The organism is Sedimenticola hydrogenitrophicus, assembly GCF_025175675.1.
GTDB lineage: Bacteria > Pseudomonadota > Gammaproteobacteria > Chromatiales > Chromatiaceae > Sedimenticola > Sedimenticola hydrogenitrophicus.
The window spans coordinates 1-16,833 of sequence record NZ_JANIOA010000019.1; the positions used below are offsets into that span (position 1 = coordinate 1).

General features: G+C 44.2%; 14 protein-coding genes. 2 read left to right on the plus strand and 12 right to left on the minus strand.

What is annotated here, in order from left to right; genetic code table 11:
- Positions 1 to 53: 53 nt before the first annotated feature.
- Entirely contained in the window at positions 54 to 3,044 is a 2,991-nt protein-coding gene (locus tag NPX02_RS11650) for a hypothetical protein (protein WP_260293758.1), read from the minus strand.
- A gap of 233 nt (positions 3,045 to 3,277) precedes the next feature.
- Between NPX02_RS11650 and NPX02_RS11655 the strand changes: the two genes are divergently transcribed.
- Positions 3,278 to 4,273, plus strand: coding sequence for a hypothetical protein (locus tag NPX02_RS11655; protein ID WP_260293759.1), 996 nt, complete (start codon positions 3,278 to 3,280; stop codon positions 4,271 to 4,273).
- A gap of 41 nt (positions 4,274 to 4,314) precedes the next feature.
- Positions 4,315 to 5,778 (plus strand): oligosaccharide flippase family protein, encoded by a 1,464-nt coding sequence (locus tag NPX02_RS11660; RefSeq protein WP_260293760.1) that lies wholly within the window; start codon positions 4,315 to 4,317, stop codon positions 5,776 to 5,778.
- A gap of 32 nt (positions 5,779 to 5,810) precedes the next feature.
- Here the strand turns inward: NPX02_RS11660 and NPX02_RS11665 are convergent, their stop codons facing one another.
- From NPX02_RS11665 to NPX02_RS11715, 11 genes are all read right to left on the minus strand, one after another.
- Complete coding sequence (locus tag NPX02_RS11665; protein ID WP_260293762.1) at positions 5,811 to 6,488, minus strand: GNAT family N-acetyltransferase; 678 nt, start codon at positions 6,486 to 6,488, stop codon at positions 5,811 to 5,813.
- A gap of 30 nt (positions 6,489 to 6,518) precedes the next feature.
- A complete protein-coding gene (locus NPX02_RS11670; protein ID WP_260293763.1) occupies positions 6,519 to 7,427 on the minus strand; it encodes a hydrolase 1, exosortase A system-associated in 909 nt (302 codons plus the stop codon).
- Positions 7,427 to 8,245, minus strand: a complete 819-nt coding sequence (locus tag NPX02_RS11675) for a hydrolase 2, exosortase A system-associated (protein ID WP_260293841.1) — start codon at positions 8,243 to 8,245, stop codon at positions 7,427 to 7,429. Before NPX02_RS11675 ends, NPX02_RS11670 begins: the two co-directional genes overlap by 1 nt.
- Before the next feature lie 5 nt (positions 8,246 to 8,250).
- Complete coding sequence (locus tag NPX02_RS11680) at positions 8,251 to 8,499, minus strand: acyl carrier protein (RefSeq protein ID WP_260293764.1); 249 nt, start codon at positions 8,497 to 8,499, stop codon at positions 8,251 to 8,253.
- Between the two features lie 90 nt (positions 8,500 to 8,589).
- The gene (locus tag NPX02_RS11685) at positions 8,590 to 9,555 is read right to left on the minus strand and encodes a sulfotransferase (RefSeq protein WP_260293765.1); all 966 of its coding nucleotides are present in this window, start codon (positions 9,553 to 9,555) and stop codon (positions 8,590 to 8,592) included.
- A 111-nt stretch (positions 9,556 to 9,666) separates the two neighbouring features.
- Positions 9,667 to 10,395 carry a tetratricopeptide repeat protein gene (locus NPX02_RS11690; protein ID WP_260293766.1) on the minus strand — a complete coding sequence of 243 codons (729 nt, stop codon included), beginning with the start codon at positions 10,393 to 10,395 and terminating at the stop codon, positions 9,667 to 9,669.
- Positions 10,395 to 11,372, minus strand: a complete 978-nt coding sequence (locus NPX02_RS11695; protein WP_260293767.1) for a polysaccharide deacetylase family protein — start codon at positions 11,370 to 11,372, stop codon at positions 10,395 to 10,397. Before NPX02_RS11695 ends, NPX02_RS11690 begins: the two co-directional genes overlap by 1 nt.
- 30 nt (positions 11,373 to 11,402) lie before the next feature.
- Positions 11,403 to 13,229: an asparagine synthetase B family protein gene (locus NPX02_RS11700; RefSeq protein WP_260293768.1), complete on the minus strand. Its 1,827-nt coding sequence runs from the start codon at positions 13,227 to 13,229 to the stop codon at positions 11,403 to 11,405.
- A gap of 61 nt (positions 13,230 to 13,290) precedes the next feature.
- A complete protein-coding gene (locus NPX02_RS11705; RefSeq protein ID WP_260293770.1) occupies positions 13,291 to 14,301 on the minus strand; it encodes a sulfotransferase in 1,011 nt (336 codons plus the stop codon).
- Positions 14,302 to 14,348: 47 nt separating this feature from the next.
- On the minus strand, positions 14,349 to 15,704 hold the full coding sequence (locus NPX02_RS11710) for a phenylacetate--CoA ligase family protein (protein ID WP_260293771.1): 1,356 nt from the start codon (positions 15,702 to 15,704) through the stop codon (positions 14,349 to 14,351).
- 18 nt (positions 15,705 to 15,722) lie between these two features.
- Positions 15,723 to 16,760 carry a glycosyltransferase family 4 protein gene (locus tag NPX02_RS11715; protein WP_260293842.1) on the minus strand — a complete coding sequence of 346 codons (1,038 nt, stop codon included), beginning with the start codon at positions 16,758 to 16,760 and terminating at the stop codon, positions 15,723 to 15,725.
- Between the last annotated feature and the right edge of the window lie 73 nt (positions 16,761 to 16,833).

Here is a 16,833-nt window from a genome sequence, read left to right on the forward strand (position 1 = left end):
GACAGAAGTTCCAAAATCGTCAACCCATGATCAGCACGTCAAATCTACACACGCTATTTGCAGGTGTTTGCTCCAATAAGATAAACCCGGTCTCTAGCTTTAGGCGGATCGCCGCTTTCATCGCTCATATTTCCCCAGGGAGAACTGTCAAAGACATCGTTGGGTGTAAATCCGATAAAACAGTTCCCGGTTACAATATCCCTGGATCGCTCCACCCAACCTGGTGGTCGGGGCAAATATTTAAGCTTGGTGCTTCCCTTCTCGATCGCCGTGACCGGTGCAGTCCCTTTATTGGCGATAATTCTTAGATGCGTGTTCGACCCCCGTTCCCCAAACACGCGAATGGTATTGTTGGACCACTTGGCAATAAATAATTTCTTGTTGTTCAGTACCTCAGGCAATTCCACTCCACCCGCCACGACCTGTTTCCAAAACTCTGGATCGTTAAAGTCGTCTGACTTATAAGGTGGTTGATCACATCCATAGATATCATGTCGTGGTTGTCTGGTTATGACTGTCCCACCAGTGCCACGCTCGGCGTTAAAACGGAATGTGATAGTGTTTCTCTCGAACCGCCCTTTTTGACAGGCTACCAGTGACATGGGAGCACTGCCCAAATAGCCGACCAGGCGCTCATGGGTTGTCCAGTGGCTGGATTTATCCCAATCCCCCGCCAGGGTCCCATTCGAGATGTCACTATCGAATACATTGCATTCTATCGCCACGCATTTAAACGCATGCAACGTTTTCGGGGCATACACCTTTACATTTTTAAATTCAGCTTTCTTGATACGGTCAATATAAACAGCATGGGTTAACCCGGAATGGTGAAATGAGCTGTTCTCGGCATATACCTCATTGTCCCACTTATTGGGTTTATCCCAACCATTCATCCATACATGGTGGCCACAGTGATGGATATTGACATTGTATAAACGTATAATTTGCTTGCCTGACCGACTGCCGGTATAAATACAGTTACTGCCAGCCCCGGATATCTCCAGGTTTCTGATCGTCAAATCCCCATTGGTTCCGCCCCAGGGTATGATAGCGTTGGGGGCATCTCCCTCAATACCCCTGAAATGAGGCGCATTACCAGAATCATCCACAATGCCTGCTATGGTCAGCCATCGACGTTTGCTGAGCCATAAAGAACCCTTTTTGGAGACCGGATAAATGCCAGGCAGCACCACCAACGTCCCCCCGCTCAGAGGGATTTTTTTGATCGCCTGTTTAACGGCAAGCGGGTTTTCTGTTTCACGCAGCACCACGCAAGGACCTTTATACCGTCCACACTCCACATCGCGGGGAACTGCTGATGACCGAAAACGATTTTTGATTGGCGGACTCTTCCCTGCGCTTGCTTTTTGAGGGGTAGCAATACTCTTTCCACTTTTTGAGGTTCTTTTATCCTCGACTTTATTGCTCAGTAGATTACCAGGGTTTTTTCCGCAATTTATGAATGTCACGTTGACCAAATCAATAGCCTGTTGGCGGAGTTTAGGTGTGGTGTAGACGCAATTATGCCCATCTCCCTCGATGACCAGGTTTTCAATAGTCAGGTCTCCATTTGTGGCATTCCATGGAATCAAGGCACTCGGCGGATTGTCTTTATCTATGACCAGTCTTGCTGGTATACGGCTATATGGGCCAAACCCGCCAATTATTTTCAATCGCTTCAAACCGGATAGCCATAAAAAGTTGTCCTTGGAGATCACATAACTCCCTGGTGAAAGAATGATCACACCACCTGCTTCGGGCAGTGCCGATAGCGCATTTCTCAAGGCGCTCCGATCCTGGCTGTCAACGATCAACCGGCACGCCATTTTAATCGTTTCACATGGATCACCACCTGAACCGAGGGTGTTTGCGCGGCCTTGAAATATGGTAGGACCTGTACCTTTAAGAGGGCCAGTAAAATTGGCTTTGTATATCCACACCCCTGAAGAATAATTATTGTAACCGGCAAACACATCAAGTTCCGGTAGGTAAACCCACTTGTCGAAAACACGGTTTTGGGTGGAATCAGGCCCATCGGTACCATTCATCAATTCGACAAATTCCCCCGTCTTCGGATCCCAGCTCCAGGTCCTGGTACCACCAGACCATAAAATAAATTTGTTCGATGGAGGATGATAGGCGAAACCGGCCATTCTTATTTGATTCCGAAGCGCGGCATTCGGATATTCTTGAACACGAACCGTATCGGGCAGAACTTTACCGTCTAATCCCTGCAGGTAAATGCCATCAGGGCGTAGAATATACATTTCTCCTGTTTCAGGGTCGTAAGTCATATTACCGCCGCCCTGCCCCATGGCCTTATTGTTTCGACGATAGACCTTCGCTCCGGCACCGATTTCCATGGCCCCCGCAGCGGATTGGCCATATTCATAATTCCGCAACACGATTCTTTCTGTTACCGGATTCCAGGCGGTAGTGGCAAATCCCGGGTCCAAACCCGGTACAGGATATTTATTCCATTGAGCGATCCCGGGCACGAATTCCCAGATAATCTCCAGGCGCCTGACGCGACCATTGCCACAATACCCTCGGGACTGAAACAACCACATGGATTCGGTTGCCGGATTCCAACTCAAGCCGTCATAGGTATGGGCCGGCGTGGGGCCAGTCCTTGGAACCAAACACTCATCCTTGCCAAGCTGTGCCTGGTTTTCACCGTTCAATGGCGATGGCGACGTAAGCCTGGTCCAGGCCAGGGAACGAAAATCGAACACGTATACTTCATTCCCTCCATAATCGGCGTGCCCTCCCCCAAAAAAGTACCACTGATGGCGTTTACCATCAAAGGCTGCACTATTCCATGCATCGATAACTGACCGTGGCCCGGTTTTACCTATGATGGGCTGCCCTCCATGCTGTTGCTGTATCGCCTTTAACTCTTCACTGGATATTAATGGAATCCTGGTATTGGGTAATTCCAACCACTGCCCAGGCGCAAGGTTATGGGTCAATTCTGCCAGCAACACAAGTTGTGATTCAGCAGCCTGGCTAACCGGAACATATAACCAACTGATTATCATCATAATAATTAATATTCTTAGACCCATTACATCCCCACCAATCATTGGTTAAAACTTCGGTTGCTTGCCGGCAGCCAATTTTGTGTCACCCATGCATCATATTATATATTCGCCGTTACTACGAAATAGCTGATGATTCATCTATCGAAGGCCGCTAACAATGTAATAAAATTACCAGTCAAACAGGCCAGTGGATCAAGCGGTCCAATTCCACACAATACTTGGTAAATAGCTGCATGAAAAATATACTGATTACCGGCGCACTGGAGCGTTCAAATGGATTCGAACTGGGAGACGGGAAGTACTATGGTTGTGCCAAATTACTAAAACTGAATTTGGAAAGTGGTGCTGTAACAGAACTGCTTTCGGTAGCCGAGGGTAATGAAAATTTCCCCAATGAGCACCCCAACCTTCAGTTTACTTCGGCATACGTGGAGAAGGCCACTCTTTGGCTCCCGATGGATACTGAGATTCGCAAATACAACTATCCGGAGCTAAAGGTTCTACAGACAATCTCCCACCCCTGCTTTCAAAATATCCATTCGGTCACCGCTATCGATGGCTTCCTCTACGCCACCTCGACAGGACTGGATACGGTAGCCGTCCTGAACAAGGAGGAAGGCAACATCGTGAAATTGATCAATGCAGAAGGCAAATCGACCTGGCACAGGTTCTTGGCTGACACGGATTACCGTCAAGTACATTCAACACGCCCACACGAATGCCACCCCAACTATGTCTTTAAAGCCAATAGCAAGATATGGGTTACCCGCTGTACTCAAGAAGACGCCATCTGCCTGGATGATTTCGCATCTGTTATTGATATAACGGGAGGTAGTGGTATAGCCGTTCATGACGGTGTGGTGCTGGACGACAAAATATTTTTTACTGCCGTTGATGGCTGCATAATGATTGCGGATGCTAATCAGAAAACAGTTATCGAAACACTGGAAATTAACAAACTTACCGAATTTGACGGTGTCCGGGGGTGGTGCAGAGGGTTATTGATAGACGATGACATTCTGTATATTGGATTTTCCCGCTTAAGAAAAACGAGAGCAAAGGGAAAACTTGCGTGGGTTAAGAAACTGGCCAAGCGAAATAAAAACGATGTATTCACATATGCATCCATTCTGGCCTTTGACCTGAAGTCAGGAAAAATTGTGGCAGACTACCCGCTACCGGAAGAGTCAATTCATGCAATTTATTCTGTAATCAATGAACCATCCTAAGCAATTCAAAATAGAGCACTAAAGGTAAGCAGCCAAACCTCATGGTAGAGACAAAAATTGTTGGGGGAGTGATCTGGTCCATCATCATGAGATGGAGCATGAAGGCAATTGGACTGGTCAATACGGTTATTCTTGCCAGACTCCTCTCACCAGAAGATTTCGGCATTCTTGCCATGTCAGCGGTATTTATTGCCCTGATTGAAGAAATGTCCACAATCAATGTGTCTCTTTTACTCATAAGGACAAAGGAAAACTCGAAAGACCACAACAATTCAGCTTGGACTGTAAGCATATTGCAAGGAGTGATCATCGCCCTGCTCATGGTCTTGCTGGCACCTGCGGCAGCGGCCTACTTCAAGGAAGACAGAATCATAGACGTTATATATGTATTGGCGTTCTTGAAAATAGTCTTCAGCTTTAGAAACGTCGGTCTGATTATCGCCAGAAAAGAGCTGCAGTTTGCTTTTGATTTCCGCTTTATGATTTATGCAAGGTTGATACGCTTCGCCTGCGTAATCATGCTGGCACTGTATTTAAAAAGCTATTGGGCTATGATATTTGGGTCTCTGGGTGCAGAAATCATCGCAGTTGTATTGAGCTATATCATGCATCCCTACCGACCCGGTATCAGCTTTAGATATTTACGGGAGTACCTGAAATTTGCCATCGCAATGATCCCCATGGCTACCGCAAAACTACTGAACAACAAGTTCGATGTCATTGTGGTTGGAGGAAATTCGGGAACCAGCCTGATGGGTATCTATAATGTATCTAATGAGCTATCCTCGATTTTCACTAAAGAACTGGTAACGCCTGCCAGCCGAGGCCTTTTTCCAAACTTGTCCCGCCTGACAGAAGACAGAAAAATATTTACAGGCGTTTACAAAAAACTTATATATACCGCTACCGCCATCTGTATTCCTATAGGTGCCGGCATTTGGATGGTTTCCGACAACCTGGTATATGTGCTGCTTGGGCCAAAGTGGATCGAATCAATCATCTATTTGAAATGGCTCGGTGTGTATGGTGCGTTGGAGAGCATCACTTTCATTGTATCCGAGCATCCCCTCATCGCGCTTGGCCTGGAAAGAAAAGTTAACCTTCTGATGTGGTTTCGCCTCGCCATCAGAATGCTTTTCGTGGTCGCTGGTTACATGCTATTTGATATTATAGGCATTGCCATTGGCATGGCAGTATCTGCATTATTCAGCTTCTTGTCAGTCTCTTATTTTGCATTGAAAGAATTGAATATCAGCTTCAAAGAAATCATCAAGTCACTAATGAGACCCAGCATCTCTACAACTATCATGGCATTATCGATTTATATCATTAGTCCAGCGCTGGTCGATATGCCAAAAATCATAATGCTGCTCATTCAATCAGTCTCAGGCATGGCTATCTATACATCCGTACTTTTTCTAATGTGGAGACTCTTCGGAATGCCAGACGGTATAGAAAAAATGTTGATTGATATCATTAAAAAGAAGTTTTCCAGTGTTTCTTAATATCACCAACTGTCTATTTCTGGCGAATCCCCCTAATACAGTTTTCCAGTCTTGACGTCGATTATCGGAATAGACCCTGTGCCGAACGACAGGTGAAAGCGTCCTCTCCACTTTGCTATCTGCATCGCCCCAATTGATACAAACCAGGCGTGATCCACGATATATGCACCCATGCTGGAATGTGACTTGACCGAATCCAGATTCAACGCATCAACTCTGCTTGCCGACCAGCTAATCCCCTGACTGCGCATCCAAGCATTACTGGTATCCCATAATTGCAAAAAAAGCCTGCTAAAGCGGAATTCCGGTACTATATAAATATCGAAATCCCAAACCGTATTTTCTTCCGGCCCAGGTTTAAAAATACATCTAACCTCATCTTCTATATAGGGACCTTTGATCAGCCACTGACAACCCACCGCCCGGTCTCCTTTAAAGGCAACCCAACACTCGGCCCCCTGTCTGTATCTTGACTTGATAATGTGTGCTGGACGAGGAAACCAGTCGCTGTTGTAGTCATCCTCCATGATCTTGTCTATCCGATAAGATGAAGCACGTTTTCGATTGAGCCAAGGAGTATCCGGAACCGGCTGCGCGGTGAGTAGATAGTGGTGATAGCCTACGCCAATGACACTTAATCCACGTCTCAGAAGATATTCTACTGCCAGTGTGAACGGATATTCCCTGAAAAGATTTCTCAACTTGCGCATAGAAATGGTAATCTGAATAAAATCGGGTAATTAATTTTGAGTTTCGTTCGGCTCAATTAACCATTCCAAGCTCAATTTTTCCATTTCCGCACTCCAGTGTCTTCTCGAAAAAGTATGATCCGCATCGGCTATATTAAGGATAGTGGTATTGGACCTGCCGAGGATACGCCTGTAACCTCTATTTTCCTTTAAAGTGTTTTTAAATTCTTCCGCCGTTAAATCGTTCCCACTGAGTATAATCAGCACCGATCCTTTAAAGTGCTGTAGCCCATAGAACAGTCGTTTATCAAGGGGGGGAGAAATATCTTTTTGCTGTCCTTGTTGAAAGCCGGATTTTTTGTTGCCTACCGGGTTATACTTCGCTCGATTCCCAGGTCCACCGAACACCTGTTTTATATGTCCGCCTAGGGATTTAATCCCTTCCCGGATATCGAGATCACCCGTAACCAGCCGTTTCCATGTGTAAGTGCTCATGAGTTTGCCCAGATAGTAGGTCTTTAAATAGGCCTTAGCCAGGCCTGCCTCGGACCTCACCCAAGGATTCAACAGAACTAATTTTTTAACTCTACTATCCTTGTGTCCGTAGAAGGCAATCGCTGTCGCCGCATCACACAGACCCCAAAGGCTTACATGGCGAAGATTTTCAGAATATTCATAAAATGTATCTATAGCGGCAAGAATATCATCTTCGACATTCTCAAAGCCGGCTAGATTACCCTCGCTATCTCCCATCCCCCGATAATCAAACCGAAATACTGGAATTCCCATATTACATAGGTAACGTGCCAACAAGACAAACTGCCGATGACTGCCGACACGATACTGCGGCCCCCCCACCACGATCAAAACACCACTTCGCTGCGGCACTTCAGGACAATGTAATATCCCAAAAAGTTGTTGGTCATTACATTTAAAGCTGATTGGGGTCTCAGTGGACATTAATGTGTGAAATATTTAGATGTTGTATCGAGTAGTTGATGGGATAGCGATAGTTCTTGTGTAAACCAAAATGGAGCGCCTTGAATCATGCCTGATACCACTTCTAATCCGTTATCTGAAAGTTGATCCAATATGATCTGGTCCGACGGGCCGATGGATTTGCCGGGAAGGGTTGTCAATTGAAACCATGCCAGTTTTTTACAATTTTTTGAAACATCTTCAAATTTGGCGTTTGCTAGCGGTAGCGCCAGACCTGGAGATACCTGGTACCCGGCCACCTCAATGCCGCTCCCTTTTTCAAAAGCAGTCATATAGTCTTTAACCGACTGATTTTTATCGCTACTTTCCAGGTAAGCAGCGATACGCAACCTGAGAAATTGACCCAATAAATTTCTTCCATTAATGACAGGCTGCCAGCATACAATCCTGGAAGCATTCAATTGCCTAAGCCGTACCAGATCGGAAATCAACAAACTGCCCATCCTGAGACTCCACCAGTTGATCGCTTCAAACTGCTGTTCCTCTGTCCATCTGTAAACGAATTCCAGGTCATCCAGCCAACGATCCCAGGTAGCTTCTTCAAACCCACCCTCGCTATCCCCCGTACCGAAAAGGTCAACCACCAACACATCATAGCCAAGCCCACAAAGCATTCTGGCTTGCTTCGCCACCATATGTCTGGATTTGTTCATCTCTTCAGCCAGTGGAGGCACATGAATCACCACCTCGTTACGACTGTCCCCTTGTGGGAGAAAATGCATAACAAAAAGGTACCCTGATGGTCCCTTGAGAAAAAAAGGCCGACAGGAAATGGACACAAAATTCAAACCAGTTTCTGGTCCATAAACTTCGTTAAGGTACCAACCGTTTCAAACATGGAAGCATCGATTTCATCATCTTCAATAAAGATATCGAAGGCATCTTCCAGACCCGTAATGATCGATACAACAGCCATCGAATCGAACTCTGGAATAGCACCAAGCAGCTCGGTTGATTGATTCATATTCGAAACGCGTTCCGGAATTTGCAGAACTTCGCATACGACATGTATTACAGACTCTTCAGTATTCATAAACTTTAATATTCCAAATCAAATTTCTCAGATGATGTCACTGGTCATTAACCCTGATCCATTCGAGCGTAAATTATCCAAAGATTCAATTTATCCTAAGCGTAATGGATTATCACTAAACAGTGCTTGATAATCCGGCTCAGGGTCGTCCTGATAAAAATCCATGTCAAAATGTTTTAAAACAATCAACATGCGCTCGATTTGACCCTTACTCAGAATCTTGTGCCAACCGGGAGTCTTCCTCTGTCGTGCATAATCATGGCTGGCTTTGGCACTGGGCTTGTGAAAGAGTTGATCTATATGTTCGGGCATATCTAAGCCCAGTCTCTCGAATACAGGAACCAAAGCATCCGGCCCGTGGTTAAGCAACTGCTCATACGACACAAGTTGAAAAGGATATGGCCTTTCCATAGATAGCGGCAGATAATAGTCTATACACCAGCGTGCCGTGAACACTTCCTCTACAGTAGTCAGACCGGCCAATACCGATCGAAATTCCGGATACCTCTCCGTGAACGCTTGATCGGCCTGAATATACATCGATAAGCTGTCACCCCACCCGCGTTTAATGATGGAAGCCAGCACCGCGCACGGATGTCGTAGCAGAAGTAGTGGGGGACGTATTGGGAATTTCTCGATTATCCATTCCAGCATAGGATTGGTACAGATATCTTTCACGACCCAACGATCGATATTATATTTTATGCGCATCGGGATGTGTGATGTGGTCCAGGGCGTTAACACTTGCCCGGTTAATACCCGGTGTATGTATTCTTCACCTTCTGGCCAGTCTGCTTCAGGGAACACATAGTTTCTGGTTTTAAAGCCAATTTTTCTCGCCTCTTTCATATTCTGAACATGAAAGGGCTCGAATAAAATAGTTGACCCGGGCACAGCCGCAATCAACTCAGCCAGCCATGTAGTGCCACTTCTATTACATCCGGAAATGAGTACAGTATTTGATATGTCGTACTCCGATGCATGCCAAAATTTAAACAAGAATGGATTGACATAGCCCCTTGCCAACGCCTTGGCATTGTCTGTATTAATCTTCATTGAATAAAAGGTACTTTAAAAGCATTATTCACAATAATAAGACTACGAGAATCTGACACAGTCATCACCTGATAAAATATCGGCACTGTCACAAGCAAAACACATATCTATTCATTGAGCAGATTTCAATCCATCAATCTTTTGTTTTAATCCAGGTATCGTATATCCATGCGAATAGGCCTGATCGGAATGATACTTGGCCTGCTTATAATCATTCAGGTCATAATAGGCGTGCGCAAGAAACACATGAATATTCATGCTGTGGTTTCCAACATTTTCCAACCCAAGCTGTAATACCTCCACTGCCTTTTTAGCTTCATTTTCATACCGAAGCAATTTCGCCTTTTCGGTATAGGCATATGGTTGCTCTGGTTTTACAGTCAACGCATGATCAAGGATATCATATGCTTTCTTTTCCTCACCGCTTTTGTAAAGTGCCCTGGCCAGATAAGAAGACAACTCTGAATAATATGGCGCATCACTGTTCCCCTTGTAGTAGCTAAAGGAAAATTCAGATATTGCCCTTTCGTATGCCCAGCTTTTTTCCTTTTCCGATCCAGCTATGGCGGCGCGTTGTAACCAAATACGACCTGTACAAAAGTGCTGTACACCACGGTAATTTTCCCACCCCAGTATTCTTATCCATTTATCCTGTTTCGAAGAAGATGCATATTTTTTAAATCTTGGATTTTTTCCTGCACCCAGTTGTGCATAACGTGTCTTGCAGTACTCTGGCCAAGTTATCCACTCTGAATCAGTCATTTCAATATCAAAGGAATATACTGGTGCTCCGGTCATCAGGAATAATATAAATACTACAAATCGTAAACAATATTTCATTATCTCTCCTTGAGATACATAAGCATCATTCTGGCGAGAAATTTCTCTTCGGTAGTATCCCACGCTCTAAATCTCGGTAATTGAAAAATATCTGATTTGTTACTGCCCACACCCATCTCTGTAGTAAATGCTGCAGAATACCCACAGTCCCTAACCATCTTCACATGATCATCGTTAAAATCATTCAAATATCTGCCGTTAGGATATGCAAACAGTGTTATATCCTGTTTTAGAATTTCCTCCAGCATTTCCTTTCCATTCGCTATTTCACTTAGCGGCGTATCTTTTTCAAGCTTTGACAATATTGGATGCGAAACCGTATGGGCACCTATTTCCACCCCATTGTTATTTAATTCGATCAACTCATCCCTACTTATCATCAACCTGGCGTAGCTTGCTTTCGTTAGTGATGCAATATAGTCAGCTTTATTTTCTCGCTCACTCTGGGGAAGATGCTTCAAACTGAGAATTATCTCTTGAGTTGTATTTTTTCGTGATTTGTCGGTATCAACCTTATACATACTCAAGCCGATGGACGTTAAATCTATCGTGTCCGCTGAATGCAATCGTATCGATTCAATTATTTTGTCATTCCACATTGTATTGCCATCAAGATAGCCTGTGGAAACAAATACTGTAGCTGGAACAGAATATTTTTTAAGAATCGGTAAAGCGTTTGTCAAATTGTCTCTATATCCATCGTCAAACGTAATTGAAAGTGCCCTGGATGGAAGCTGAGATGAGCGTAACCTGTTTACGGCTTCAGATAATGGCATAATGTTGAAATACCGACTAACGAGATCCATCTGCCATTCAAATTTTTCCATTGATACTTCTCCCGGTCGCATGAAGTCGGTTTTATCCAGTACCCGGTGATAAATCATTACCTGGAGTTTCTTCGCCGAGCCTACGCCTGAAGCCATATTACCAAATGCCTTCAATGCCGGAAAAATAATATTTTTATTAAGCTGCTTCATAGAATCATGTTTTGAGTAAATAAATGTTCGTCATTCCCTTGTAGAAAACCATAGCTCAAGCATCATTAGTATCCAAATGAGCTCCCCATAATAAGAGGCGTGTATACTTTGATGCATCTTAATTGAATGATCGAGAAATTTTTTATTAAAATAGGGTCGTTTTGATAAATCTGAAATATTGTCATATGCAAACTCCCGGAGCTCCGGCACTTCTCTTGTCCATATGCCAAAAGGCAGACCAAATCCGTGCTTGGATTTGTTAATCACTTCATCAGGCAAAAAGCCAGAGAATGTATACTTGTAGAACCATCGTAATTGATGGTCCTTCATTTTAATTCGCGAGGGTATTTTTGTACTTAGGTTTATCACGTCATCGTCAAGCATTGGATACACAACTTCTATTCCGGCGAGTTTACACATGCTATTCACTTTAACCAGGTCACAATCCTGCAGTGTAGTTTTCCAGTCCATGTATAGTATTCTGTTTAACGCCGTTGAATCATTTGGCCTGTTATAACTTTCTCGCAATAATTCGAGAGGTTCACCGACATCAATATCTTCCAAAAATTCTTCTGAAAAAACATCGTATGCAGAGTGGCGATGTAAAAAATTGTAGTCCTGCAGACGATCCGGTAAGGGTGTGCTCGCCTGCTCTATATAGCGCTTTATTTTGTGCGGCAGCCTATTGCCAAATATTTCTTCTGGGAAATTTTTCACCAACGAACCAATGGCTGGTCTGAGTACATTGGGAACATATTGATAACGCTCGAAGACCAGTTGTTTTAAATATCTTGTATTACCGGAAAACAGTTCATCACCGCCATCGCCAGCCAGCAAACGTTGTATACCATTTTCTTTCGCCAGTTTAGCGCAGTAATAGGTTGGTATGGCTGAAGAATTTCCAAACGGTTCATCACAACTGGAAGCGACCTTTCCAATCGTATTAAGGGTGTCTTCTGGAGTAAGTATGTATTCGTAATGAAGCGTGCCGAAATGCTTGGATGCTATTCTGGCAAATTTCGTCTCATCATAACCATCCACTGGAAAGCCGATAGTAAAAGAATTGCACTCATTGGGAAAAGTCTTTTCCAATAAGCCGGTAACGGTAGAACTATCCAGTCCCCCACTTAGAAATGCGCCTGTAGTGTTTGGCTCCAACGCCAAACGACTTACCGATGAACCGAGAACTTCTCTGAGTTCGTCAGCCATCTTTTCCACGGAAATATTGCTATTCTCTGAAAACTCTGGAATCCAGTAAAATTCCGAAATTGACCGGCCTTCCGTATTGCATACGATAAATTCCCCACCCCTGACCTTATGAACTCCCTCATAGATCGTTCCAGGGCTTGGGCAATGATGAAAATAGATGTAATTGTATATCGCCTGACTGGATATACTTTTTTTGACTTCTGGATGTTTAACAACATCCGATAACTTGTTTCCAAAAGCGATGCCTGACCCGGTCATCGAATAATACAGGTTATCCTGTCCTATCCTATCCAGGGCCATTAATGTTATTTTTCTACTCCGGTCTACGACAACCAGTGAATACGCACCCCGCATATGTTTCAGGAATTTGTCACCAAACTTTGTATATGCTCTGTATATACCTTCGGCGGTTGGTTCCAGGGAGTGCTCTAAAGCGATCGATTCATCCCAATATATATGCCCGTTAAATACGGTGACAATGTCAGCTCTAATTGAGACGAATTCTGGGTAACTTGCTATAGCGATATCATCCGAAACTGAAAATTCAGGTGTTCTGCCGGACCCTTGCCGATAATCCAGACTTTCAAGAACGTTTATGGATTCGTTCCTGTTCAATGACGTGTTAAACCAGCCGACAAACCTGTTCACGGTACTCCAATATCCTTTCAAAATATTTTGTTATATTTAATATAACTCTCACAAACGAAACTTACTGCGATGAAGGATCCTGCTTTCCTTCCATACCAGAAAAATACCAACTACCTATTTCTGTTTTCTGAACGATCGATAGTATTCGATCAACTTCACTCTTTTCCAGTTCCTGTTTCCACTTGCCGGCACTATGCATCGGGTTTTTAAAGACACTGTAGTAGTTTGAACTATTACCCAAAATACTGGCATTCAAAAACTCTTCCGACTGGCAGTCCCATGACAGACCGGAAAATCGGAAAAGTTTTTTATATTCATCCAATGGGTTTTCGCACAGATCCTCATAACGGACCGGCATGCCATTTTCCAGATTAAGAATATCGTTGTAAGCCTTTTCATTTACCAGCGCCCAGCGCCAAGCCAGCCTTTCATCTGGACGCATGTTTCTAAAAGATTCCATGCAAAGTTGATACTTTTCGGCGAGTGGACTATTCGATAACAATTCATAATAGCCCCAATCTGTTTCAGATTTGCTTTTTTCTGTGAACTTTCCTTTTGACTGCCCACGGATCACCGAAGCGATATATCCACAGGGATGCCTTACGATTAAGATTCCTTTCGAATTCGGGATGCACCCTAGAAGCACCCCCATCCTGCCGGTTGACTCTATCGATTTCCATACGTAGGTTCGATTATTGTGAATATTTACATCGGATTTCCACACGCTTTCCTGTTTTAGCAGTCTATCAAGTGTCTTCCTGGCTAAAATGTATGTTTTCTGGGTCTGATAGGAAAACTCTGTCTGCCCCTGCTTTCTGAAAATGGGGAATTTCCCACTTATTCTGACGGAATTTAGACGCAACATCTGCGCGACATATTGATTGACATCTAGTTCATATTCAGACTGCCTGGAAATATCAGGGAATAGCGGAATAATGTCATCCATTCGCTTCATAGAATCCGGCTCGTGTTTATAAATCACCTCTGTATGACTATCAAATACCTTACCAAACCACGTCGTTCCCGATCTTGGCATTCCAAACAGAAGTAAGAGTTTTTTGCTACCATCCATTGGTTTTTCCTAACTTTTCAGAGTATTGAATAATGCAATTTCTCTGATTATCCAAAATGATTTTCCAAACTCTTTATATAGCGATATTTTCCAGATCCTTCCGTTTCTATATTTTCCACCAGATTAACAATCACATTCACGCCCTGACCTAACCTCTGTTTAAACTGCCGAACAATTTCGATATTATTTTCATTATGATATTGATCCCCTGGCACAATGCTTACAGTCACCTTGTTTTTGCTTTCCTGAATCACCTGAAAAAGTTCGATGCCGGATGTATCCCGAAGAATGTAAATTAAGGACAACCCATGCATCACCGTCCCGTCTTGCGCCACTACAAAATCTGTTGTACGCCCCTGTAATTCACTCAACAAGGGCAGTCCTCGTCCGCATGCACAAGGCTGGTAGTCAATCGCCGCTACATCCCCGGTACGATATCGAATAAATGGAAATTCACTGGTGGCCAAATGAGTGACGACTACCTCTCCGACTTCACCTGCAGGGAGCACCTCATCATTTTTTCCGATAATTTCCAGAATAATGTCCTCTGCCGTAATATGCATGCCACCATGAGGACATTGATGGGCTATAAAACCGGCATCCCGTCCACCATAGCCATTGGCGACAGGACATCCGAATGCCTGCTCTATTTTAGCCCTCTGTTCATCGTACAACCTCTCAGATGTAACAAATGCCACCTTGACACCCAGTTGATCCAGAGCCACACATTTTCTCTCTGCATGAGAAGCGATTAGAGAAAGAGAGGAAGGATACCCAAACAGCATTGCCGGTCTTATTCTGCGTATCTGCTCAATAAACTTATCAACATTTTCTTGCGACATCTCAAATGCCGGGATGAGGTGGGTTCTCAGAAAAAAGTCCCTGATTGCGCGGACATAATCCTGAGACCCGAGTTCGACAGGTGATCCCCAAACCACAATTTCTGGGTCACCTATATCAACATCCCACCAGCGGGTAGCACGCCATTTTGCGGCTACATCATGACTAATTCGCTCTTTTCCAATATAAAAGATTAACGGCTCACCCGATGAGCCACCTGTGTTGAATCGCTTAAGACTGCAAACTTTTTTCGATTTAAAACTATCTGTATCTGACTTTATAATGCTCTTTGTCAGGAACGGCAGATTCTGCACCCATTCCACCGAGTCAACATCCTCCGGGTTAAGCCCTCTCTCATTTATCAGAGTCGTATAATATGGAACATTTTTATAAACATCTGACATCATTGATCTGAGCTTTGATATCTGCAGACTCTTTAATTTGTCAGAACTCCACCATTGACTCTGCTCCATTGAGTTTCTTACAGAAACGGAGGTATGCTGCTTAAGCCGTTCATGAAGCGGAAACAGAATATTGCTGACCATTTTTGTGTAACTATACATAGGCATACCTAGAATCATCTAGTTCACACTTATAGAACCGGATACTTCCTTATAAGCGTTAATCCACGAGGGGCTTACTGTACTCCAGGTGTACATTGCGACATCCTGCAAGCACTGTTGTGACATTAATCGATACTTTTCGTCGTTTTGAAGAAGGGATAAAGCAGCCCGCGCCATAGCTTGCCAGTCGTCAACATCAACGAGTTCAGCTGTTACCCCGTCTTCCACCATAAAGGGTATGCCACCGGCTTTAGTGGTAACTGTCGGCAAGGCGCTCGCCATCGCTTCCAATAGTGCATTTGGCATATTGTCTACACGGCTTCCATTCAGCATCAAGTCGGCGCTTTTATACAGGCCTGCCATTTCATCAACCGTCAGGCTACCCAAAAAATCAACATTTTCTGAAACATTCAAATCCGCGGCGAGATTGATCAAATCCTGTCTTTCAGGCCCTTCACCGGCAATATAGAGACGGGCATTCGGCAATACCTTCACAATTATCGAAAACGCCTTTATCACCGTATCAATACCGTATATTTCCTCAAGATTTCGACAGACAATGAGTCTGTAACTCTCGCCTTTCAATTCCCTGCCCGAGGGCACTAGAAACCGATCCAGATTAATAAAATTCGGAATGATCTCACTCTGCAGTGAGTATTCCTGAAATACCTGATGAAGAAAACCGGAAGGAACCACTACCTTTGTTGCTCGCCTCATGGTTGGTTCTATCCACTTGAAGGATTTGTGAAAAAAATTTCCAGCTTCTCCGCCATGATAATTCACTATTACCGGCACTCTACGCATTGCGGATACCCAGATCGCCGGCGCAGAAAACAGATGCCACGACCAGCCCGAGTTGGCCATGATGTGCACCACATGTCCCTTGCCTATAAATTTCCAGAGCTTCCAGACATAAGGCGCAAGCCTGACCAGCGCTCTCACCCCTTTGATTCCAGACACCCAGGAAATCGCGTAAGGTTCATTGGTTTGGATGACCTTGACATTGCATCCGTCTGCACTTAACAATTCACACAACTGTCGGGTTTGATTCGCCATCCCGCCAAAAGGTGGCGGCAACGGACCTACCAGAACTATTTGGCCAGGGTACAAGCTGTCCACTTTTTTTCCG